Source organism: uncultured Limimaricola sp. (assembly GCF_964022235.1).
In the GTDB taxonomy this organism is placed as follows: Bacteria; Pseudomonadota; Alphaproteobacteria; order Rhodobacterales; family Rhodobacteraceae; genus Limimaricola.
In genome coordinates this window covers 16,994-39,682 of the sequence record NZ_CAXHZL010000012.1, presented here as the reverse complement: position 1 = coordinate 39,682, position 22,689 = coordinate 16,994, and the positions used below count along the sequence as shown (strand labels likewise).

21 protein-coding genes and 3 pseudogenes are annotated in these 22,689 nt (G+C 61.2%); 14 read left to right on the top strand and 10 right to left on the bottom strand.

Annotated features, from left to right (window positions below):
• The first annotated feature begins 29 nt into the window (after positions 1-29).
• The 8 genes from AADJ02_RS14525 to AADJ02_RS14490 all read left to right on the top strand — a co-directional run bounded on the left by AADJ02_RS14525 (position 30) and on the right by AADJ02_RS14490 (position 9,536).
• Positions 30-1,358: a site-specific integrase gene (locus AADJ02_RS14525; protein ID WP_341213727.1), complete on the top strand. Its 1,329-nt coding sequence runs from the start codon at positions 30-32 to the stop codon at positions 1,356-1,358.
• 195 nt (positions 1,359-1,553) lie between these two features.
• Positions 1,554-2,315, top strand: a complete 762-nt coding sequence (locus tag AADJ02_RS14520; protein ID WP_341213726.1) for an HNH endonuclease family protein — start codon at positions 1,554-1,556, stop codon at positions 2,313-2,315.
• 189 nt (positions 2,316-2,504) lie between these two features.
• Positions 2,505-4,430 (top strand): Qat anti-phage system ATPase QatA, encoded by a 1,926-nt coding sequence (gene qatA, locus AADJ02_RS14515; RefSeq protein ID WP_341213725.1) that lies wholly within the window; start codon positions 2,505-2,507, stop codon positions 4,428-4,430.
• Between the two features lie 74 nt (positions 4,431-4,504).
• Positions 4,505-5,296 carry a Qat anti-phage system associated protein QatB gene (gene qatB, locus AADJ02_RS14510; protein WP_341213724.1) on the top strand — a complete coding sequence of 264 codons (792 nt, stop codon included), beginning with the start codon at positions 4,505-4,507 and terminating at the stop codon, positions 5,294-5,296.
• Positions 5,296-6,639, top strand: coding sequence for a Qat anti-phage system QueC-like protein QatC (qatC, locus tag AADJ02_RS14505; protein ID WP_341213723.1), 1,344 nt, complete (start codon positions 5,296-5,298; stop codon positions 6,637-6,639). Before qatB ends, qatC begins: the two co-directional genes overlap by 1 nt.
• Positions 6,629-7,387, top strand: coding sequence for a Qat anti-phage system TatD family nuclease QatD (gene qatD / locus AADJ02_RS14500; protein ID WP_341213722.1), 759 nt, complete (start codon positions 6,629-6,631; stop codon positions 7,385-7,387). The genes qatC and qatD overlap by 11 nt, the downstream gene beginning before the upstream one ends.
• 260 nt (positions 7,388-7,647) lie before the next feature.
• Positions 7,648-8,478 carry a DUF3883 domain-containing protein gene (locus tag AADJ02_RS14495; protein ID WP_341213721.1) on the top strand — a complete coding sequence of 277 codons (831 nt, stop codon included), beginning with the start codon at positions 7,648-7,650 and terminating at the stop codon, positions 8,476-8,478.
• Positions 8,475-9,536: a hypothetical protein gene (locus AADJ02_RS14490; protein ID WP_341213720.1), complete on the top strand. Its 1,062-nt coding sequence runs from the start codon at positions 8,475-8,477 to the stop codon at positions 9,534-9,536. Before AADJ02_RS14495 ends, AADJ02_RS14490 begins: the two co-directional genes overlap by 4 nt.
• Before the next feature lie 142 nt (positions 9,537-9,678).
• Here AADJ02_RS14490 and AADJ02_RS14485 read toward each other — a convergent pair whose 3' ends face one another.
• Both AADJ02_RS14485 and AADJ02_RS14480 read right to left on the bottom strand, forming a co-directional pair.
• A complete protein-coding gene (locus tag AADJ02_RS14485) occupies positions 9,679-10,254 on the bottom strand; it encodes an SMC-Scp complex subunit ScpB (RefSeq protein ID WP_341213719.1) in 576 nt (191 codons plus the stop codon).
• 2 nt (positions 10,255-10,256) lie between these two features.
• Entirely contained in the window at positions 10,257-11,138 is an 882-nt protein-coding gene (locus AADJ02_RS14480) for a DUF1403 family protein (RefSeq protein WP_341213718.1), read from the bottom strand.
• A gap of 150 nt (positions 11,139-11,288) precedes the next feature.
• Here AADJ02_RS14480 and AADJ02_RS14475 point away from each other — a divergent pair.
• From AADJ02_RS14475 to AADJ02_RS14450, 6 genes and pseudogenes are all read left to right on the top strand, one after another.
• Positions 11,289-11,993: pseudogene (locus AADJ02_RS14475) on the top strand (integrase); the annotation flags it as partial.
• 615 nt (positions 11,994-12,608) lie between these two features.
• Positions 12,609-13,619, top strand: coding sequence for a helix-turn-helix domain-containing protein (locus tag AADJ02_RS14470; RefSeq protein WP_341213717.1), 1,011 nt, complete (start codon positions 12,609-12,611; stop codon positions 13,617-13,619).
• A gap of 88 nt (positions 13,620-13,707) precedes the next feature.
• Positions 13,708-15,120, top strand: a complete 1,413-nt coding sequence (locus AADJ02_RS14465) for a ParA family protein (RefSeq protein ID WP_341213716.1) — start codon at positions 13,708-13,710, stop codon at positions 15,118-15,120.
• A complete protein-coding gene (locus AADJ02_RS14460; RefSeq protein ID WP_341213715.1) occupies positions 15,120-16,112 on the top strand; it encodes a ParB N-terminal domain-containing protein in 993 nt (330 codons plus the stop codon). Before AADJ02_RS14465 ends, AADJ02_RS14460 begins: the two co-directional genes overlap by 1 nt.
• A gap of 217 nt (positions 16,113-16,329) precedes the next feature.
• Positions 16,330-16,404 (top strand): annotated as a pseudogene (locus AADJ02_RS14455) (hypothetical protein); the annotation flags it as partial.
• Positions 16,405-16,486: 82 nt separating this feature from the next.
• Entirely contained in the window at positions 16,487-16,681 is a 195-nt protein-coding gene (locus AADJ02_RS14450) for a hypothetical protein (protein ID WP_341213714.1), read from the top strand.
• Positions 16,682-16,996: 315 nt separating this feature from the next.
• Here the strand turns inward: AADJ02_RS14450 and AADJ02_RS14445 are convergent, their stop codons facing one another.
• The 8 genes and pseudogenes from AADJ02_RS14445 to AADJ02_RS14410 form a co-directional block, all read right to left on the bottom strand.
• Complete coding sequence (locus AADJ02_RS14445) at positions 16,997-17,164, bottom strand: hypothetical protein (RefSeq protein ID WP_099278717.1); 168 nt, start codon at positions 17,162-17,164, stop codon at positions 16,997-16,999.
• Positions 17,164-18,735, bottom strand: coding sequence for an apolipoprotein N-acyltransferase (lnt, locus tag AADJ02_RS14440; protein WP_341213713.1), 1,572 nt, complete (start codon positions 18,733-18,735; stop codon positions 17,164-17,166). The genes AADJ02_RS14445 and lnt overlap by 1 nt, the downstream gene beginning before the upstream one ends.
• Positions 18,732-19,226, bottom strand: a complete 495-nt coding sequence (lspA, locus tag AADJ02_RS14435) for a signal peptidase II (protein ID WP_341213712.1) — start codon at positions 19,224-19,226, stop codon at positions 18,732-18,734. Before lspA ends, lnt begins: the two co-directional genes overlap by 4 nt.
• Positions 19,210-19,992: a ZIP family metal transporter gene (locus AADJ02_RS14430; RefSeq protein ID WP_099278719.1), complete on the bottom strand. Its 783-nt coding sequence runs from the start codon at positions 19,990-19,992 to the stop codon at positions 19,210-19,212. The genes lspA and AADJ02_RS14430 overlap by 17 nt, the downstream gene beginning before the upstream one ends.
• 22 nt (positions 19,993-20,014) lie before the next feature.
• Positions 20,015-20,473, bottom strand: a complete 459-nt coding sequence (locus tag AADJ02_RS14425; protein ID WP_341213711.1) for a DUF411 domain-containing protein — start codon at positions 20,471-20,473, stop codon at positions 20,015-20,017.
• Between the two features lie 10 nt (positions 20,474-20,483).
• Positions 20,484-21,571: pseudogene (locus AADJ02_RS14420) on the bottom strand (M23 family metallopeptidase); the annotation flags it as partial.
• Positions 21,568-22,194, bottom strand: a complete 627-nt coding sequence (locus AADJ02_RS14415) for an SCO family protein (protein ID WP_341213710.1) — start codon at positions 22,192-22,194, stop codon at positions 21,568-21,570. The gene AADJ02_RS14415 and the pseudogene AADJ02_RS14420, both read right to left, overlap by 4 nt.
• Positions 22,194-22,661, bottom strand: a complete 468-nt coding sequence (locus AADJ02_RS14410; protein ID WP_341213709.1) for a copper chaperone PCu(A)C — start codon at positions 22,659-22,661, stop codon at positions 22,194-22,196. Before AADJ02_RS14410 ends, AADJ02_RS14415 begins: the two co-directional genes overlap by 1 nt.
• Positions 22,662-22,689: the final 28 nt, after the last annotated feature.

The window sequence follows — 22,689 nt, the reverse complement described above, 5'->3', positions numbered from 1 at the left end:
GAACCGTTAACGGTCGCATGGAGGGAGCCATGACGCCGCCGGTGCCACCGCCATATGCGATGCATGAGCGGACGTGCCCCTTCGCCGCTCAACAGGCCATCGCGGCCCTGCCATTCCGGGAAACGCCCTACTGGTGGTCTATCGCCACCTCCCGGCATCTGGGGATTTACCGGCCCCATGCCGGAGTCTGCACCTGGACGGCGCGCTACCTGTCAGTGGACAAACTCTACAAGCAGAAAGCTCTCGGTCCTGCCTTGGACGCGGGCCAGGGCGCTATGGGCTTTGGGGTCGCGTTGAGACTCGCCGAAGCATGGTTCACTGCCCCTGATGTCGCCGACAAGGCGCATGCCGCCCGGCCCGCCGAGCGGATGACAGGGGTCAGCTTCTGCCCCATCGGGGATCTCTACACGGTTGGCCATGCTCTCGCCGATTATACCGCCTGGACGAAGATCGCGCATTCGCCGGGCGGACACTACAACACGCTGGCGCTCATCAACCATCACCTGACGGACGAGCTGCTGTTCGTGCCGGTCGACGCCCTCACGCCTCATCATCTCCGGCGGCTGGCATATCGTGTTCTGGAGCGCCCCCCGAAGTTCGGCTTCCAGCGCGAGCGGCCGAAGGTGCGGCTGTGCGATCTCACCTCGGAGGATCTTCGACGCCGCAAGCGCACCTTCAACAGCCTGGTGACGATCCTGCGTATGGCGCTTCGTCTTGCCTGGGAGAACGGGCATCTGGATGCGGAGCGCACGTGGCGCTGCTTGCGACGGTTGCCGGTGAACCACACGCTCCGCCGGGACTTCCTTGACCGCCCTCAATGCCGGCACCTGCTCGATGAGTGCTCACCGGCACTGCGTCGCCTCGTGATGGCCGCTCTCTACACCGGCTGCCGCGTCGGCGAGTTGGGACAGCTGCGCGTGGAAGACGTCGCCTATCAGGTTTACGGCCTGCGCATTCCGGCCTTCAAGCGAAGTCCTGCCCGTTTCGTCTTCCTGCCGGACGAAGGCATGGCCTTCTTTCAGAAATGCTGCGTGGGAAAAGCCCCTCGGGATCATGTTCTGCTCTCAGAAGCCGGGAGAGCTTGGCGGCGCCAGCATGCCGGACCCTTTCGGCTCGCTGCTGCTCGGGCTGGCCTGCCCTCCACCTTCGTCTTTCATGGTCTGCGGCACACCTATGCCAGCGACCTCATCTGCCACGGCGTGCCGCTGGAGGTCGTGGCCCGACAGCTCGGTCATGCCGATACGCGAACGGTCGCGTCGACCTACGGGCATCTCGCCGAGCGATACCGGGAGGAGATGATCCGCAGCCGGTTCTCGGCACTGGTCGCTAATCCCGTTGAGAGCGGGTCAACTCAGTAGCAACAGGCTGGCTCTATCCGAGCCGCTTGTCGTGAAGACGGTCAGCCGCGCCGCTCCCGGACTGGGTGCCTGCCAAAGACAGTTTGGCCCTGACTCCACGACCCTACTTCACCCCTAAGAAGCGCAACAATTTCCCCTACACAACTGGAGCGAGCTATGCGCACATGGGCGCATCTGCTCTCGAGAAGGTGCCGCATGAGTTTTCTCCGCGCGATCGCGATTTCCGGCGCTATAGCCATTCCCACGCTCGGCGCTGCCGATCCGGTGAAGATGTCGACCTCCGCGATCTGCCATTGCCCCGGCGGCGCCTACTATGCGCGGACGAAGAACTTCCGTCCCTTCCCCTCCATACAGGCTTGTCTCGAGGCTGGCGGACGACACCCGAAGAAGGGCCAAGGTGCCTGCGAGCTCGCGTCCTCTGCACCCGCTCTCAGCCAGCCCACTGCCAACGCCGTCATCGTCTCGGCTGGAAACGGCAGCTACGACCGGGACCTGTTCGGTGGCTGGGCCGATGACGATGGTGACTGCCAGAACACCAGGCATGAGCTTCTGGCCGAGCTGTCGACCGGGCCGATCCGCTACTCAGGCGACGGCTGCCGTGTCGAGCGAGGTCGCTGGAACGATCCGTATTCAGGGCAGATCCATCTCGACGCCGCGACGCTCGACGTCGATCACCTCGTGCCGCTGGCCTACGCTTGGGCCCATGGGGCCGACACATGGGCGGAGGAAAAGCGGCGTCGGTTCGCGAACGACCCGGTGAACCTGTTCGCCGTCGAGGCGTCGGCGAACCGGCAGAAGGGGGCATCAGGACCGCTCGAATGGATGCCGGAAGATGCGGGCTTCCACTGTCAGTATCTTCTCCGCTTTACCCGGGTGTCGGAATCCTATGGCCTTACGTTCCCTCCCGGCGAGGCCGACGCTATTTATGGGCTCGTTCAGGAAAAGTGTGGAAGTTGAATTGACTCCAAGTGCGGGCACTGAGGCCTGGCCGAATAGACGGCAATTGACTATTCGCTGCGCCGGCGGGCAACTACTTAACCTGTCTTTGAGGTGGTCGCTGATTGCAACAACGAAGGCAGTTTAGGAATTTTAGTATCGGGCGCCCAAATCGCCCCTAAACAACTCAGAATGACAAAGAGAATTTGAATGATTATCCCGGACAATGAGACCGCGACTGATATGATCTATTTTGAGGCGGTCTCGGCGACGGTCGCGCGAGTGATCCGGGACGCTGGAGACGAGCCGCTGACAATCGGTGTTCATGGCGACTGGGGCGCGGGTAAGTCGAGTGTCCTCCTCATGCTCGAAGAGGCTTTTCGGAACGATGATAGGACGTCCGTGATCCGGTTCAACGGATGGCTGTTTCAAGGCTTGGAAGATGCCAAGACGGTCGTCATTGAAACGATCGTAGAGCAGTTGCTGCGCGACCGTGCGACGACGACTAAACTGAAGGATGCTGCGACGCGGCTCCTCAAACGCGTTGATTTGATGAAAGTCGCGTCAAAAGCCGGTGGGCTTGCCCTGACCGGGCTCACCGGCATCCCGTCACCGGACATGATCGGCGGACTGATGAACGCCGGCAAAAAGCTTCTTGCGGACGGCCCTGACATGAATGTCGCAGACGTGGCCAACTTCGTGAAGGGCGTCAACGATTGCCTGGACGGGGCGAACGCAGACACCCTGCCCGCGCATATACACGCGTTCCGGCAGGAATTTGAGAAATTATTGGAGGCTGCCGACATCGACAGGCTCGTCGTGGTAGTCGACGATCTCGACCGGTGCTTGCCCGCCACGGCGATCGAAACACTTGAGGCAATACGACTTTTTCTGTTCGTTCCAGGCGCCGCATTCGTAATCGCCGCCGACGAGGGCATGATCGAGTATGCGGTTCGAACGCACTTTCCTGACCTGCCGCTCTCGACCGGACCTTCTACCTATGCGCGAAACTATCTCGAAAAACTGATACAAGTCCCGTTCCGGCTCCCGCCGCTGGGATATGTTGAAACCAAGATCTATCTCACGCTCTTGGTCGCCGGCAGATCGTTCCCACTGGGATCAACGGATTTCGAACAATTGCTTGATGCGGGGCGCAAGGCGCTGAGGCGCCCGTGGGACGGGCATGGGCTAAGTCGAGGGGTGATTGAGGGCGGTCTTGGACGGATAACGCCAGACATTGAGAACGCACTCGCCCTTGCAGACCAGCTGGCGTTGCCCCTCGCCGAAGGCGCCCATGGGAATCCGCGACAGATAAAGCGGTTCCTCAATACCCTGAATCTTCGTCTGGCGATCGCCGAGGCACGTGGGATCGGCGATGATGTGAACCCCGCTGTCCTCGCCAAGCTCATGCTCGCCGAACGATTCAAAGACGATTTCTTCCAACGCATCGAGGCCGAAGCAGCTGTAAGTGGCACGTCACGTACTGTCGAAGCACTCGAGGCGAGCCTGAGCGAAGCCCAGAAGAACAACACCCCTTCGAAGGCGCCCACGAAGGAAAGCGCGTTGAAGGTTGACGAGGCACCTGCGGCCCAGGAGGCAGCCGAGGGCGAGTGGGTCCGGCGTTGGGCCGCTATGACGCCGGCGCTGTCCGGTGAGGACCTTCGTCCATACCTCTTCGTGTCACGCGACCGCAAAGCGCTGTTCACCGCTGGCTCCGCGCTCGCCCTCAAGGAGGATTGGATCGAGAAGCTTTGCGGCAGCACACTGGGGGCCAGGGCTGCGGCAGTCGAGATCGCCAAGCTCACGCCCGGCGAGATTGAGCCGATTTTCGACGTCGTGGCGTCCAGAGTCCGTGCCTCGACCGATCTCCGGAGGAAGCCCGCAGGCGTGGATGGCCTCATGGAATTGTGTCGGATCTCTCCAGTCTTGCAGACACCGACCGTGCGCCTCCTCTCCGAACTTCCCACTGGTCAGCTCGGTCCGTGGGCGGCTGCCGGGTGGGATAAGCTGCTAACGGAAGCCGGTGCAAAAAAAGAGTTTCAAGTGCTCAAACAGGAATGGGCCAAGCTCACCGACAACACACCACTGCAGCTCGCGGCAGGCGGCAGAAAAGCTGGAGGGAAGGATAGACGCTGATGGGGACATCGAGTTCGTACGGCGGACCGCCTTCGGGCCTTGTCCCTGACTGGGTCGATGGCGTTGACGCCGGAATGGACGGCGGCGACGGCCCTGATGTGCAAGCGGGGGAGGTCGACCCTGGCGAGAACTCTCACCACGGGCAGGAGGCCGAAGATGGCGCGACTGAAGCCGGTCCTGCATTCCCGCCCCAGACCGGCGGGTTCGCATATCCGCGAGGACAGTTCACCCGTTTTACAAACGGTGGCGGGGACAAATCCCTTGGTCGGGCGTTGCGCGGCTATGTCCGCGGGGCCGGCGGAGGGGCCGGCGCGGCGAGACGGATGCCGGGGTCGACGCGGATGGCCTCGGGCGTGGCCGCCCTCGCGAGCGCCGTAGCGACCGAAGGCGCCGAGGCAGCGCTCGCGCGTTTCGATCTTCAAGATCTGGCCGGTAGGCCAGCGGCCGAGGTGCTCGAGGCTGTGGCCGACATGATCTGTCCCGATGGTGGGACGATCGATGAATCTATCGCCAGAGACGCCATGCTCGAAGCGATCGCGGATCTCGCAGACAGTGATCCGGGCGCGTTCGACGACCTCTCAGCCGATCAACTGAACGACTTCTTGTGCGATGTGATTGCGCGCAGCATCTTGACGAAGGTCTTAAACGAGATCGGAACCAACGCGCTCCATGGTTCGGCTTCGGATGCCGACTTCCGGGAGGCCGAGCAGATAACAAGAGACTATACACAGGGCCGTGTCCGGGACGCTTTGAGTAACCGGTTCGACATCGGCGCGAGGTCCACTCAAGCCGAGATCGATCGCACCATCGGGGACGTCTACGCCGAGACATTCGATATGCTCGAAGCCGTTCTGGAGACGATGTAATGAGACGTGGTATTTTCATCCGCTTAGGTAAAGACGACGCTGCCCCGCTGGCAGGCGCAAGCGACATTACAATCGACATGATCGATGCATCCGGCACGCTTGACAGGGGCTTGACACAACTGCTGGAGCGGTTGTCCAAACTGGGCGTCCGGCCGAGCGAGGCGGCCGTTGATCTGATGATCGTGGCCACTGCCGTCTACGCCGCAGATACCGGAATCTCTCGAAATCAGTACGCCGACGACGGCTGGACTCGTGTGATCCACCTCAGCATCCCGGTAGCGGATCCCGAACTCTGGAGCGCGATGGGCGCGAAGCTCTCTTCGATGTTACGATTTCTCACCGGCGATCATTGGAGCTTCGCGTTCCGACCAAGGCCGAAAGGCCAGAAGGAGTTGACGCGTCAACCGGACGAGATGAACCTGACTAATTTCTCGCATGTTAGCCTATTCTCCGGCGGCCTCGACAGCTTGATCGGGACTGTCGACCTCCTTGCATCCGATCAACGCCCTCTCTTGATCAGCCATTATTGGGATGGCGAGGCGTCGAGCGCTCAGCGGCGACTCTTGAAAATCTTGGAGGAACGCCACGGCGACGCATTTGTATCTATTCGCGCCTATATAGGATTCCGCAAGACGGACTTCGCCGAGGCAGGGAGCGACAACAATCAGAGGGCACGATCGTTTCTGTTCTACAGCTTGGCGATTGTCGCCGCCGACGCCGTCGGCTCCACCAGCAAGGTGCTCATCCCAGAAAATGGTCTCATCGCGCTTAACGTACCGATGGATCCGCTGAGGTTAGGCTCCCTAAGTACCAGAACCGCTCACCCGCATTTCATCCGGTGCATGTCCGATCTGGTGGAGAGTCTCGGCATAGACGCGACTTTGGATAATCCATACCAGTTCAAGACCAAAGGCGAGATGGCTTCTGAATGTCTGGACCGAGATCTCTTGGCAGAACTCGCACCAATCTCAATGTCATGCTCCCATCCCGCCCAAGTCCGTTTTGAAAGCGCGCCGCCCCAGCACTGCGGGAGATGTGTGCCTTGCCTCATCAGACGAGCGGCGCTCGCCGCCGGACTCGACGGGGCCGATACGACACCATACTTCTTGCATGACCTGCATTCGGGCGTATTGGACTCGAGGTCGGCCAACGGCAAGAACATACGCTCTTTCATGTTCGCCGCTGAGAACCTGCGGTGCAATCCCGAGAGGGCGCGATATCTTGTGCAGAAACCCGGCCCTCTGCCACGAGAGCATTTGGACAACTACGTGAACGTCTACAGACGAGGGATGGCGGAGGTATCTGAGATGTTGCGCGGTGTGAGGGTCGGGCATGTCCGGTAAGGAAGGAACGGCGCCAGTCGACTTTCATTGTCATCTCGACCTTTGCCCAGATATGCGGGGGGCCTTCGATCGTTGCGAGGCGGTCCGATGCATTACCCTCGCGGTCACAACCACTCCGAAGGCTTTTAGGCGCAACCAAGCGATGGCGGGATCGAACCGCTATGTGCACGCGGCGCTCGGCCTACATCCGCAGCTCGTCGCGGAGCGGGCCGACGAGCTCACCCTGTTCGAGGAGGCGGCTCCATCTACGCGTTTTATCGGTGAGGTGGGTCTGGACGCCGGCCGCCGCTTCTATCCATCCTTCGCGCTGCAGACTCAGGTATTCGAACGTGCAATGACCCTTTGTGCTCGGCTCGGCGACAAGGTGATCAGCTTACACAGTGTAAGAACCGCAAAACAGGTGCTGGACATCGTCGAGCGCACCGGGGTGCACCGGACCTGCACGCCAATTCTTCACTGGTTTACCGGCTCCAAGTCCGAAATCAGGCGAGCGATCGACCTCGGGTGTTACTTTTCGGTCAACGAGCAGATGTTGAAGACGCTCAGGGGCAGGTCGCTACTCGAAACGGTACCGCTGGCACGCTTGTTAACTGAAACTGACGCACCTTTTCAGTCCGGGGCCGACGGTCCCAAGGCACCCGGAGATATTGAGGGTGCGGTCTCAATGATCGCCGAAAGCCATCAAATTCGCGCCGAATATATAAAGGCCTCCGTTAGAGCTACTGCGAAAGCGCTTGTCGGCGAGTAGCTATTAGGCAAGGTTTTTTTCTAACCCACCACGACCACCCTCCGTCGATGGTCTTTCGATCAGAATGCCAATCACCCAATCCAATGTCCCTTCTGAGATCGCTATGATGTATAGTTCAATCTTAAAGCGAGACGGCAGAGATTGGACAATTGTGAAAGTGACAGTAAAAAAATTTCTTCGATTGACTCGACGCCCAAGGGCAGCCCTCCCAGTCCCCGAACCCTGATGACACCCCACCCGTCCCACCGTAGCGTGACGGCATGAACCCGAATGATTGGTCAGACATCGAGAACGACGCCGTCGTGGCAGCCTACTTTGCGATGCTCAGCGATGAGTTGTCTGGACGGCCCTACAACAAGGCAGCCCAGAACAGGGCTTTGCAGCAGCAGATCGGTCGAAGCCGCGGTTCGATCGAGTTCAAGCTGTGCAACGTGTCCGCGGCCTGCCTTGGCCTCGGACTGCCGATCATCAAAGGCTACCTGCCCCGGTTCAACGCACCGATGTCGCTGGCCGAGGCCGCCGCCCGTTGGCTCGCGCGGCACCCGGAATGGGAAGCAGCCCTGCATGGCAAAGCTGTCCCGCAGTTGACCGAGGCCACCATGCTCCACGTTGGCGTCGCACCGACTCTGCGCAACTCACCGCCCTCGGAAGATCTCGAGCACACGCAGCGCATTGCACGACGCTTCGACGTGGCCGGTCGAGATGAGCGCAACCGTTCTCTGGGTCATGCCGGCGAAGAACGGGTGCTTCGCCATGAAATCCAAGTCCTGCGGCAAAACGGCCGCGAGGATCTGGCGGGGCGGGTCCGCTGGGTCTCGCAGGAAGATGGCGACGGCGCGGGCTACGATATCGCCAGTTTCACGGCCGAAGGCCGGGAGCGCCTCATCGAGGTGAAGACCACCAATGGGTGGGAGCGGACCCCCTCTCACATCTCGCGCAACGAGATCGAGGTGGCGCAGGAGCGCCGGGATGACTGGCATCTCTTCCGGCTCTACGACTTTGCGCGTGCGCCGAAGGCGTTCGAGCTGCGTCCCCCTCTCGACGCGCATGTCTCGCTGACCGCCACGAGCTTTCGCGCGAGCTTCCAGTGACCGATACACCGCGCCGCTTCGCCCGCACCATCGGCATTGATTATTCGGGGGCCGAGACCGCAGAGGCGAGCCTCAAGGGATTGCGAGTCTATCAGACCCTCTGTGACGAAGAGGCGCAGGAAGTCCTGCCGCCCGTAGGGCCTCGAAAATACTGGACCCGGCGCGGGTTGGCGGCATGGCTGATGCAGGAGCTGGACAGCCGCGTGCCAACGATCGTGGGTATCGACCATGCGTTCTCCTTCCCGATGCGCTATTTCGAGCGTCACCGTCTGGCGCCCGACTGGCCGAATTTCCTGGACGACTTCTGCGCGCATTGGCCGACGGACGAGCCGCGCACCTATGTCGACTTCGTGCGGTATGGCCACGTCGGTAACGGGGTGGCCCGGACAGGCGAGCGAACCTGGCGCCGCCTGACCGAGGAGGCCACCGGATCGGCGAAGTCGGTGTTTCATTTCGACGTGCAGGGCTCCGTCGCGAAGTCCACCCACTCTGGACTCCCTTGGCTTCGCGCGTTGCGCAGGGCGAGGCCAGGGCTTCACTTCTGGCCGTTTGACGGCTGGGCTCCGGCTTCAGGGGCCTCGGTGGTCGTCGAGGCGTATCCGCGGCTCTGGAGCGCGACCTATCCGAGAGACGCGCGCACGCCCGACCAGCATGACGCCTACGCCATCGCGCGATGGCTTCAGGAGGCCGATCGCAGCGGGGATCTGGCAGGCGCCTTTGCGGCACCTGCGCCCGAACCGATCGCCATGACGGGACAGGTCGAGGGGTGGATCCTCGGCTCCACCTGGCCGCCGGCCAAAAAGCCGACGTCGAAGCAGAAGCCGTCCACGCGGGGAGCGGCATCGGCCAGGACGACACGGCCGGGCTTCGTCAATCGCAACGAACAGGAAGTCCTGCGGAAGACCGACCTTCCCGGCAACGACCACAACCAGCTCGTCTACATCCTTCAATGCCGACGCTGCGGCGAACGCTACGGGGCGAACGGCTCGGACATCTTTCAGCGACGCTGCCCGGCCTGCGGGGCTGGCCGGACAGGGCTGCCGATCGGTGACGCATGATGAGGAGCAACTCGAACCGCCGCACGTGCTGACCGATATCGGCCATGCCCGGGCCTGCCGACAAGACAGACAGAAAACGGGCAATGCCTTTGGCATATGACCGACGAGGTTCGGCGGATGACGATCCCGCCGTTACCCCACCCTATTCCCCCGCCAGCCCCGCATCGCGCAGCGCTTCGGCATCAGGCAGGTCCCGCAAGTCCGCCAGCCCGAAGGCGGCGAGGAAGCCCGGCGTGGTGACGTAGGTGTAGGGGGCGCCCCGCCGCGGCGCGCGCGGCCCCGGCGCAATCAGGTTGCGCGCGGCCAGCCGACCGATCAGATCGCGCGAGATCTCATGTCCGAAGATGTCCTTGAGGCCGTCGCGGGTGATCGGCTGGTGATAGGCAATGGCGGCGAGCACCGCGAGGTCGCGCTCGGACAGGCCGACCTCCCGGTCCCCGACATCGGCGGCGGCGCGGATCACCGCGCCGTAGGCGGGCCGAGTGCGCAGCATCCAGCCCTCGCCGACCCGCACCACCTCGTAGGGCCGGTCGGCCAGCTCCGCGGCGAGATCCTCAAGCAGCAGATCCAGCGCCGCCCCCTGCCACACGACCCGCACGAGATCGGCGCGCGGCACCGGCGTAGCGGAGGTGAACAGCACCGCCTCGATCCGCCGCATCCATTCGCGCCAGCGCAGCTCGGGCGGCAGCTCGGCCAGCTCGCGGTCGATCATCTCCATGGTCAGAGCCCGTAGAGCCGAAAGCTGTCGCGGCCGGTCAGCTCGCGCAGCGCGCCGAGGGCCACCAGCCGGTCGCAGAACCGCCGCGCGGCGCGGTCCGACATCAGATGGGTCAGAGCCATCGGGGCCAGCGCGTCCTGCGCGAGAAACAGCGCGATCGCCGCATCGGCGCTCTTGGCGCGCAGCTTCGGCGCCACGGCGTGCAGCCGTGCGGCGCGGCGGGCCAGGTCCTGCGCCAGGCCGGCCGCCCGGGCTGCGGCCCGAACCACGGCCTGGTGGCAGGCCAATCGCAGCTCATCCCCATCGCGCCGCAGCTCCCGCGGTGTGAGACCATTGGCCAGCAGCGGCACGATCCAGTCCCAGCCAAGCACCTTGGCCAGCACCGCGTCCGCCAAGATCAGCGCCGCCGTCTCGGCCCGGGGGGCCTCACTGAGCACGGCCTCCAGCGTGGCCGCGGCCCGCGCGATGGGGGCTCCAGGCCGCGCCAGCTCGCGTCGGACCAGCTCCGGCGCCACCCCGGAGAGAGGCGTCAGGCCGCGTGCGGTCAGCGGCCGCGTCACCGCGCGGCGCCAGGCCTGGCCGATCTCCCCCGCCGGTCCGAGCGGATCGCCGGGACGTGCCAGATGCAGTGCATCGCGCAGTTCCGCCAAGCCCTCCGACCGCCCCGAACACCTCACAGTTGCCGCGGCGGCCTCGAGCGCCAGCCGGTCGCGCCACAGTGCGAGAGGCAAGCCGGGCTGGACCATCACGCCTTGCAGATGCGCCAGCGCCGCCCCGGCGCGGAACGCGGCATCTTCGGGATCGGCGGTGTGGCACGTGACGGCCCAGCCCGGCAGAGCGGACCGAGGGGGAGCGGAAAGGTTGGGATCTGAGGTGAACGACATGTCCCGAGAGCTATTGGATCGCGGCGCTTTTGTCTATTCTATGGCGCCACAACCGCCGCGCTGTGCGGTCTCTTTTCATGTCCTGTAATCTTGGTTTATCGGACAGGACGATGATACGCTGCTCGACATGACTGGATTACCTGAAGCCCTGTGACGTCGCTCGCTCTGCTCGCCGATATTGCGAGCTCCGGCAGCCTCGACCGTCTCGTCGACAGCGCCTGCGGCTATGCCGACCACGCCATTGCCGAGAACACCCGAACCGCCTACACGCGCAACTGGGCGGCCTTCGCGCGTTGGTGTCGAATGAAGGGCGCCAACCCCCTGCCCCCCCCTCGAACTGGTCGGGCTCTACATCACCGATCTCGCCGCGCCTTCGGATAAGGCATGCCCGCTGTCGGTGGCCTGGATCGAAAGCCGTCTTGCCGGACTGTCTTGGGGCTACGCGCAGCGCGACTTTCGGCTCGACCAGCGCGATCGGCACATCTCGAGTGTTCTCGTCGTCATCTGCCGCTGCCATGCCCGACCGCCGGAACAGATGGAGGCGATCAGGCCGGACGACCTTCTGGCCATGCTCGCGACGCTCAGCCACGACCTGCGGGGTCTGCGCGACCGAGCGATGCTGCTGATCGGCTTTGCCGGGGCGCTGCGGCGCTCGGAACCGTCGGGCTGGATCATGGCCAGGACGACACCATTGATGGCAGCGGCTGGGTCGAGATTCTCGAGGCCGGCGTTCTTGTCACGCTGCGCGGCAAGACCGACTGGCGCGAGATCGAGATCGCCCGCGGCTCCAGCGATCAGACCTACCAGGTCCAAGCCCTGAAGAGGTGGCTGGAGTTTGCAAAGATCGAGTTCGGCGCCCAAGCCTGGTAAAACCAGCCGGCCTGACGTGTCCAAGCCAAAGGGCGCACTTCGTCCACGGGCAGATCTTCGTGTCGATTGATCGGCTGCTCTGAGCCTCGGTAGGCTGCCCTGATCAAATCGGAAGCCACCTGATTCTCGTGGCACGCGTACCAACAATGGCTACCAGAGGGTGAGCCCCCTGAAAGTACTTCAATAAATCCACTTAGTTTCATGCAATGCTTGTATATTAGTGCTGCCTACTGCCCGTTCAGCGTGGGCTCTCAGAAGGCTCTCGAAAAAAGTTCAGGGCCGAAATCAGGCCGAAGCCCCTGAAAAATAGCTTCTTTGCAAAGTGCAATTTACACCTTGTTCAGGAGTGCTCTCGATTAGTTGTTGCGTCTCGGTAGGTGCTTGTGCATTGATGACCGAAAATGCACACACGAAGAGGCCGCAGATGAGTAGCTAGCCCCTAGACAAGACGAGAGCCCAGAAAGGTTGCCGCCTCTCTGAGCCCTTTAGTCGCCCGGTCTGCTAGGAAAACAGACCCTATATTCACCTTCTTCCTAGCAGGCATTTCCCACCTCCCGCAAGCCCCTTCGGCGTGCGGGATCATGAAAAGTGTGCTTGAGAATGACTTTCCCAATGAATCCGGGGAGAGGCTTCGTTGCCCTGCCCAACGAGATCATGGATCTCAAAATGAGCAGCGGTGCGTTCCGCCTACTCACCCTCCTATGCTCGTATGCGAACCACATGACCGGTGACTGCCACACTCCCCACGAGGAGCTGGCCTCCCGTATGGGGAGATCAAAGCCGAGCATCACTGCCTACCTCAAGGAGCTTCGCGCCCTGGGGCTAGTTGCCTCGTTCTCGAAGAGAGGCTTGTTCGGTGGCAATGGATACCAGCGTCACAACGTGACCTTCTGGAAAGAATGGCGCACTGCTCTGCGTAAGGCAGGAACCGAACGGCGCCAGAAGAAGGTCGATGAACAGGTTGCGGACGTTCAGAAAGCTGAATGCGGCGTTCAGTCCTCCGAACGCGAATATAATAACCATATCCATTCTAACCACACTACTGCACCGCAGCCTCTGCCACAGTTGGTCGAGATGAACGAGGCTCCTGCCCTGCGACCGGATCCTTGCGTCAGTGCAGTGGTGGAAGAATTGCGGGAGAGATGGGTCGAGCTGACCCGTGGTGCGTCATGGAGCACGCACTTCAACTCCATGCCCTCGCGGGATCTGGTTGCTAAGACCGAGAAGCTCCTCGCCGACTACGCGCCGGTTCAGGCAGACACAGCAATCAGCGATGTGGACATAGAGCGAAGGCTCCGGGGCATCTGGCGGTCGTTGGGTGTGAGGGAGAACCAAGAGGCTCTGCGCGAGCAGGTTGAGTTAGTGTCCCAGAACCCGGCGCCAGCAGTGGTTCTCCCTGCCCTATCGGCGGCTATCAAAAGGAAATGGCGGGTCGGCTTCTGGAGGAAGATGCCAGAGCCACACTTCTTCCGAAACTACCTCGCTGAAGCGTGTGCGGCAGCTCCTGCGACTATGGCGTCGACGCTCAAGGTGCTAAGACACCACCTGAAGAAACACACCGAACTGACCGCGATGAAGACTGCCACCGGTGACCGTCAGCCTACCGAATAAGACAAACCAAGACGGCCACGGAGCCGATTATACCGATCGGTATAATCCCGCTTGGGAGCCGGATAGCAGAGAACGAGGAGACTGCAAAGTGCAGGCAGACAAGCAAACGACCGATTATACCGACCGGTATAATGACGCATCGAAGCCGCAGATGATTGACTTCATCAAGCGCCTCGCCCACGGCATGAGGGATATCGCCGGGCAGGTTCGTCAGGACGACACGATGAAGAAGCGTGTTGAGAAGACATTCAGCACACGCGAAGTCGGAGAGCTTCTCGGGCTGGGGAATGCCTATACCATCCGTGTGCTCAACCAGGCTACAAGCGACGATGACAGCTTCCCTGTAGGGCGGAAGACCGTCGGGCAAAGTGGACATACGGCCCACTACTCGATCTCCGAGATCATGATGATGCGGGCCTACCTTCAATCACGCACGCACCGGAAGCACGAGTACTTGCACTGGCGCAAGCCGGGTGATCCGCTCCCGGTTGTGAGCTTCTCCGCCCAGAAAGGCGGCACCGGGAAGAGCCTGTCTGCTGCTCATTTCGCGCAGTATGTGGCCATGAACTACGGTCTGCGCGTGGGTATTCTCGACTGCGATCCGCAGGCTACTGTGTCGCTCTATTTCGCTGACAAGCAGACCAAGCTTTTCGAGCGAAACCGCAATACCGTGGCATCGTTCATGGGGCTCGACCTCGACCAGTTCAATGCGCACCAGATCGTGGAGAAGCCGGCCGAGGATCTGAATGGGATGTGGCAGACCACCCAGTGGCCAGGCACCCGGCTCATTCCTGGCGGCGCAAACATTCAGGACGCTGATCTCGCGCTCCTCATGCTGTCGCAGAAGTCCGGCGGCACCGCTCCCGTGCATGCGGCCCTCAAGGATGCCATTGCTCGCTGGGACGCCGCGTATGGCCCGAAGACCCTGGGGTCCGAGCTTCGCAAGTCCGATGGAAGCTTCGATGTCGAGAAGTATCAGGAAGCCCTTCACGAGACGGTCGATGTGATCGTAATTGACCAGCAGCCATCCTTCACGCTTGTGCAGCTCAACGGCTTGGTTGCCGCGACCAACCTGGTCGTGCCGCAGACCATGAAAGGTTTCGACCTCAAGACGCTCAGCACCTACGCCGACAACGTGCAGGCCTACCTCTCCGAGATGGCGATCGAGGATCGAGTGATCGGTGGCGGAAACCACATCGTGCTCCCGACCATCATTCAGGAGGCCAACGAGAAGGACGTCGATCAGATCGTCGACATTCATAGGCGCCACCCGGGCCTCGTGTCTCAGGTCTGGTATTCGAGATCAGATGCCGTCGCCAACGCGGCTGAGGAATATAAGTCCATCTACGAGTACGATCCTCCGCGAAGCAGAAGACCTTCTGCGAAGGCATTCATTCAGAATGCGAACGCAGTGAACGATGCACTGGCCAAACTGGTGTGGGGTGGGGCGCTTCCATCGCGCGGCCACGCCGAGAAATTCATCGCTGAGAGGTGGGTGTGATGGCGAAGAGGAAGCTGAACTCGGCACCGATGACGGACGAGGAGAGGGGAGTGCCGCAAGAGACGGTGCAAACCTTCGAGAGCTACGAGGAGCCGCGCGGCGGGCTGGTTGGCCACCAAATGGGCCATGCCACCAACGACATCCTCAAGAAGGTGATGGACGGAAGGGTCTCGGTGGTCATGAATACCTCGCAGATCGAGGACACCCTCGGCAGCGACCGCAAAGGCAACTGGGTAGAGGACTCGGAGTTCAGGCTGCTCAAGGAGAACATCGCTGCGCGCGGGCAGACCCAGCCGATCCGTGTTCGCCCGATGAATCCGGACTGGCGCCCTAACCAAAAGAACCCGACCGTCATCGACGGAGCTGCGCAGTTCCTTCTTCTGTCCGGCCGGCGTCGCCTCCGGGCGCTGCAGGAATTAGGTGTGGATGAGGTGCAAGCCATCATCGCGCCTGACATGAAGAGCGCGCTGGATGGGCACGAAGACCTTACCATCTCGGACCTCGAGGAGCGCTACTCCGAGAACGCCATTAGGCAAGACCTGACGCCGTTTGAACGCATCCTGTCGATCGGGCAGATCGCGGTCAGGCTGAAGCACGAAGAGGATGCGACCCAGGCGCACATCGCAGAGCGCTTGGGTGTTGCGCAACCGCTCGTATCTGTCGGTGTGAAGTGTGCCCAGAACGCCGATAAGGCGCTCGACTGGTTCGGCCCGAAGGCAAGCATGGACATGATCCGGGATCTCGCGCCATTCCTCGACAAGAGGGAAACGCTTGCTGAGGCGAAAGTGGCGCTGGCCGAGAGGAGAGAGAAGGGCAGGGGGACCGCCGCGAAACGCGCCCAGAAGACGATCCCAGGTGGGGGGACATATAAGCTGGAGCGGAGCGGTAAGAAGGTCAGCCTCACCGCTAAGGGCGTCTCCATCCCAACCGTGAAGCAAGAGGACTTCGAGCGAGAGCTGTTGGATCTCATTCAGCGATACCGAGATGGCTAACCGATTATACCGATCGGTATAATCCAATATCCCCAGCGCAAGGTTGGCTGGCACCGCTATCCTTTAATTGTATTTCTTATAAATATCAGTGGCTTGATTGAAAATTTATTGTGGCGGCGCGCTTGAAACTTGCGACTCCGAGGGCGCTATAGTGTCACCGCTGTGGGAGGAGCCAGTCCGGACCTATGTCGAGGAATGCCTCGCCGGCGTCGATGGGATGCGCCAGCGCAGCTTCAACATGCGGTGGGTTGCCTCGATGGTGGCCGAGGTACATCGCAACCTGCTTCTAGGCGGTGTGTTCCTCTATTCCATCGACCGAACGCTTCGGGAGAGTGGGGGCAAGTTGCGCCTGACAGCTTTACGAGGCCAATCCGATGAGTTTCCTGATCGAACAGGCAAGGGGCATGGCCAGCACTGGGCGGGCGCGACTTCTCGAGATTGCGCCCGAAGGACCGCATCAGCGGGTTCCGGTTATCTTGGGATCGGCGTGCGAGGTGGAGAGGATTATCGAACTGCACCGCACTTTCGATGGAGCATCACAGTCACGTAGTGCGCCGGCCCCTGCCTAAGGGCAACCTTAGTCACGCCGGTTCGGGCAAGCGGAGGGACCTTAAACGATACGAGAGGGCGAAGACCCTACGCGTGTTCTCGGAGACCGCGTGGTCGGCGTAGCCGCGGGCGGTGTCGACTGAAGTATCCCGCAGGATATCGACCGGGCCTTCTATACCCTCAACGCTAAAGTCCTCCTCATACTTAGGAACGGAGGCGCGCAGCAGAAAGTAGGCGACACCGGAAACGACCAAGCCTGCTGCGCAAACCGCCAGGAACGAGCGAAATAATATGTTGAACAGTCGTCTCAATTCGTTGCCGGTGCCAAAGTAATCTCAGGACGTGATGCGCAAGAGAATCACCGAGGTGAAAAAAGCGATTAGACCAAAAGCAATACCGAAGCTTGTCGCGTATTGAAGTATATCCAGGCGGTTCCCTTCCCGCCGTCGCGCCAGATAGCCATCCCAGAGCGCCCCTCCGACAAAGCCTGCGAGCACCAGCATCACGATTCCTCCGATCTTGAGTATTTTGTATTCGAACGTCGTTTGGTCAATCTGACGGCAAAGATCAGGGCCCAGGCCGCACAGATGAGCGCCAGCGACGTCCAATCGCCGAAACGTGCGTAAGGCGTGGGCGCTAGCGCTGTCGGCAGGTTGGCATCTATGACCCCTGTTTGCCCGGTGTCGAGGCGCGCGACGATCTCTCCGTTGGCGTCGATGATCGCGGATATCCCGGTGTTGGCCGCGCGGACCACGGGAAGACCTTCCTCAACCGCGCGCATGCGTGCGGATGCAAGGTGTTGCTCGGGCCCGATGCTGGTTCCGAACCAGGCATCATTTGTGGCGTTGAATATCCAATCGGGACGGAAAAGATCATCGACCACATGGCCCGGAAAAATGATCTCGTAACAGATTGCCACCGCGACCGGAGGAGCACCCGGGATCGCCAGCGTGCGTGGCTCTGGTCCTGGCGTGAAATCGCCCAAACCTTCGGTCAGCCGCTCGATCGGCAGCCAGCCTCTCAGGGGCACATATTCCCCGAACGGAACAAGATGATGTTTTGCATATCCCGTCAGAATTTCGCCGCTGCCGTCATAGGCCTGAACCGTGTTGAAATATCGGGTTCCCCCATCGCCCTCTAGGCGGTCAGGCACACCTGTCAAAAGGATCCTGCCGTCTGGCAAAACCGTGGATAACCGCGTGCGCGCCGCAGCGTCCTCGTCCAAAAAACCGGGAAAGGCCGTTTCCGGCCACAGCAGCAGATCAAAACGTCCGGGTGGCGCGGACAAGCGCAGGTATTTTTCCAACGTGCTTTCTCGGCTGCCCGGCGCCCACTTCTCGACTTGAGGCACATTGCCTTGCACAACGCGCAAAGCAATGTCCGTCGGCGGCACGTCCTGCCTCAATCGAAGCACACCGCCACCCCCGAGACCCGTCACCGCAACGCCGAAGAGTGCGAGAACGAACGCGCGTTTTTTTGGCGCGTCCACAAGCAAAACACCCGGTAATATGCCGATGAAGACTGTGAGAAAGCTCAGACCGTAGCTTCCGACCCAAGCAGCGGGTTGGCGCAAGGCGGCATGATCGAGAAGGGCATAAGCGGCAAGGTTCCAGGGAAACCCCGTCAGGACATGACCACGCAGCCATTCTGCGGCAACCCAGCAGGTTGCAAGCAGAAGGCCTGCCGAAATGCCGCTGACAGTACGGCGCTGCATGATGGTGGCAAATAACATCGCCGCAATAGCCGGGAAAATGGCCAGTCCGGCGGACAGTCCCGCGACTGCCGGGATCGCGAGGGCACCGAAACGCTCGGTATCGACGTAAAAGCTCTCGGCGATCCAAGAAATTCCAAACCCGAACTGGCCCATTCCGAAGACCCAGCCGATGAAGAAGGCAGGCGTTGTCGAAACCTGCCGGAGCACGAGAAAGAGTGCTGAGAAGGCGACCGGAACAACGATGAGCCATGAGAACGGTGGAAGGGCGAGAACCGTCAGACCGCCCGCCGCAAAGCTAATCCCGGACCGCAGGGGAATGTAACGGCCCCGACCAGTCAGTGATGGCAAGCCCGTAATCATGGGCCATTCTGAAACTTGGCGCTCAACCAAAGCGCTATCAGCAGCAAGCCCACGCCGCCGACCACGAAAATATCCGCCATGTTGAAGGCGGGCCAATGCGTGGATCTGACGTAGAAATCGAGGAAGTCCGTCACACCCCGAAACCGGATGCGGTCCATAACGTTGCCGAGCGCGCCACCGATAATCGCACCATAGGCGATAGCCTCAACCGGGTTGGCAGTGCGCACCCACATGACCGTCAACCAGCCGCAGATAGCGAGGGCCAACGCCGTAAGGCTCCACCATGGCGCTCCACCAAATAGTCCGAATGTTACGCCATCGTTGCGCAGGTAGATGAGATTGAATCCGGGAAAGACCGGAATTCCGGCGCTCAAATCTGCCGCATTGGCGACGACAATTGCTTTTGTCGCCTGATCGACAATAAAAGCAGTTCCAGCCGCAATGAAACCTTGGAAAAGGGACTGTTTCATCTCATCATCCCAGCCATACATCGAGGAACAACATGATCACGAGGCCGACCGCGAGACCGAAAGTCGCCCTGTTTTGATGGCCGGAACGGTGGGTCTCCGGAATGATTTCGTGACTGATGACGTAGAGCATCGCCCCGGCAGCGAAGGCGAGGCCCCAAGGCAACAGCGGCTGCGAGATGCTGATGATGCCAGCGCCAAGAAGCCCGCCTACCGGCTCGACAAGACCTGTCAGGGCGGCAATCCCCCACGCGCGGCGCCTAGAATATCCTTCACCAAGCAATGAGACCGCTACGGCGAGACCCTCGGGAGCGTTTTGTAGCCCTATGCCGATCGCAAGCGGCAAGCCGCCAGAGAAACCGTCAGCGCCGAACCCGACACCAACGGCAAGACCTTCGGGAAAATTGTGGATCGTGATCGCGAAAATGAAGAGCCAGACACGGCGCAGCGAAGCAGCGTCGGGGCCTTCCCGCCCCGTCTTGAAATGTTCATGCGGCAGCCTTTCGTTCATCAGAGCGACCGCGCCCATGCCAAGCAGGATCGCAACACAAACGATGGCCGCGGGGAGTGCACCGTTGTCGAACTGTCCTTCGGCTGCGTCGAGAGCCGGGATGATCAGCGAGAAGAACGAGGCTGCGAGCATGACACCTGCGGCAAAGCCAAGCAGAAGATCGCGCGTGGCTCGGGAGGGGATGCGCCCAAAGAGAACGGGGACCGCCCCGACGGCTGTCAGCGATCCGGCGGCCAGGCTTCCAAGAAAGCCGAGGGCTATTGGGAAGGAAGTTTCCATGCGCTGAGGTCTCGTCGATACGTCAGTCAGAGGCCGAGTAACTGCTAAAGACCTCGGTCGACCCGTCGCCGCGGATCAGGAACACGTCATAGGCCTCGCGATCGTCTTCCGGTCCCATGCCGGGCGAGCCATAGGGCATCCCTGGCACCGCCAGCCCCACTGCATCCGGGCGCTCGTCCAACAGACGCTGGATGTCGGACGCCGGTACGTGGCCTTCGATCACGTAACCGTCGACCAAAGCCGTATGGCAGGACACCATGCGCTGCGGCACGCCATTGTCGACTTTGAAACGTACGAGAAGTCCCCCGAACATGTCCTCGCCCTTCGGCGCAAAGCCGTTTTCCTCAAGGTGCTTCTTCCAGGACAGGCAACACCCGCAGCCGCTGGTTTTGCGGACATCGATCGGGATCGCCTCGGCGAAAGCTTGTGCCGCAGGCAGCAAAGCGAACGCGACCGCAAGGGCGGGAGCTAGTCGTTTCATAGAATAAAGCCTTTCGAGTTGTTGTTTGCACAAGTTCGCTGGTGAGACGTTCAGCCAAGAGCGGGCGCGCCTCACTCGGTCGCTCAAGTGCGGTCGTGTCGTCTGTCTCACGCTCGGCCGCCTCTGTAACCCGGTCGCCTGAAAGCGGGTCGGTGGGACGACCGTCCATGAACACTTCATAAGGCAGGTTGGGCCAGTTGCAGTTGCGGTCGCATCAACGCGACCGATCACATGGCCGGCCATCACGCGCTGCCCTTGTTCGTGATCGTCCGGCACCTCGCAGGGATGAGCAGGGCTTGTAAGCGCGTCGAAGCCATGCGCCATCCCAATCACCCGACCATACCCACCGCGACGGCCGATGAAGCGTTCCTGTCTTGCGCCTCGTGCCAAAGGAACCGCAGCAACTCGCCGCCGGAGAGTTCGCTTCGAAAATCCTCGTACCGCCAAGCATTCGCGCCAAGTCGCCCGAGAAGCGTACAGGGGGGCTTGTCTTGTCAAGCGTATCGAGAGCAGAACTTTCGATCACTGCCTCGCTTGCGAAAATTACCATCTCGGGGTCTGGCCCCAATACGCCGATGACAAGATCCCTACCCAGGATCGTTTCGATCTGCACCCCGTCGTCGACGGCCAGTTCCACGCGCCTTGGGTTCCCCTCCGCTTTTGAGATCACGGCGACCGCATGCCATGGGCGCAATCGGCGGGGATCATATTCCACACCAAGTGCCAGGGCGATCTCTGCGCGGGCAGGCGCAGGAATGCCAGCGTCCGCTAGGACCACATCCAGTATCTCGCCCGACGCGATCTCATGCGTCCAAACGATTAAAGGCAGCTCTATCTCGGGCAACGAGGTTTCGGCGAAGGCAGGCTGCAATAGAGTGATAGGTCGAATTGGGCACCCCCCATCGGCTTGTGGTGCTTTAGGCAGCGTCACAACGTGGTCGACAAGTTGCGGTACCGAGAGCGGATCGGGGGTCCAAAGCGTTGTTTCGGCAATTGCTGGGGCATCGGTTCTTTCGACAGAACTCCAGAGATGGCGATGGTAGTCACCGAACATGCGCCTGCGACCGCCACGGTCCTCAAAACAGCTCGCTTCTTCATGTTGCCCCCTCTACGTTCTCTGGCAGTGCGCGCCGGATCTTCGGCACTGCGAATTCTCGTGGCTCGTGATAGTCGATCATGGTGACGTGCTCACCCTCGGCATCGAACAGGAACACGCTTGCCGTATGGTTCATTGTGTAACCCCCGCCCTTGGTTGGGGCGCGCTCGTATAAGGCACGAAATCCTTCTGCAGCGCGGGCAATTTGGTCTTCCGGCCCCGTCCAGCCGCGGATGGCCGGATGAAAATAGCCGACGTATTCGGCCATGGCCTCGACCGTGTCCCGCTCCGGATCGACCGTGATGAAGGCCACGTTCATCTGCGCGGCCGCGTCTCCGAGATCGTCAAGCCAGCCGGAGATATCCGACAGAGTCGTTGGGCAGACGTCTGGACAGTAGGTGAACCCGAAGAACACCATGGTCGGGCGGCCGATCAGGGTGTCTGGGCCCACTTCATTGCCTTCATGATCGGTCAGACGGAAGTCCATTGCCGACAGGGCTAGGGGCCGTTGGCCAGCTGGTTTCGAGGTACCGGGTCCGTCCACGCGCCACCATCCGACACCAAGCATCAGTCCGAGAGCGCCTGCACCCGCTGCACCGTATCGAAGCAAATGCCGACGCTGCATCAGCCCTCCGGCCCGCGCGCGGCAATGTCCAGGATCGGGACGTCGACAGTCACTTCGTCGCCGTCCGAGAAGGTCAGTGTCAGCGGGAAAGTCTCGCCTTCGGTCATCGGGTTTTGCAAGTTCATCAGCATGACGTGTAGCCCGCCTGGCTCCAATGCTAGGCTTTCGCCCGCTTCAATCGTGATCTCTCCAGCAGGCGTCATTGAACTTACGCCATCGGCATTGGTTTTCGTCTCATGGATTTCGGGCATCATGGCCAAAGGTGTTGTAAGCCCGGTCAACGTGACCGCGTCTTCACCCATGTTGCGCACGATCATATAGGCGGCACCCGGACGGCTCGCGCCGATGGAGGCGCGGGACCACGCGTTCTCGACATTCACATCTTCCGAGCCGGAAATTGCCGGGGCCGACAAGCCCGCGAGCACAAAAATAACGGCCAATCCCTTGACGTATGGTCGCTTTTTCATGACAATTCTTCCTGTATCTGTCCGCGCA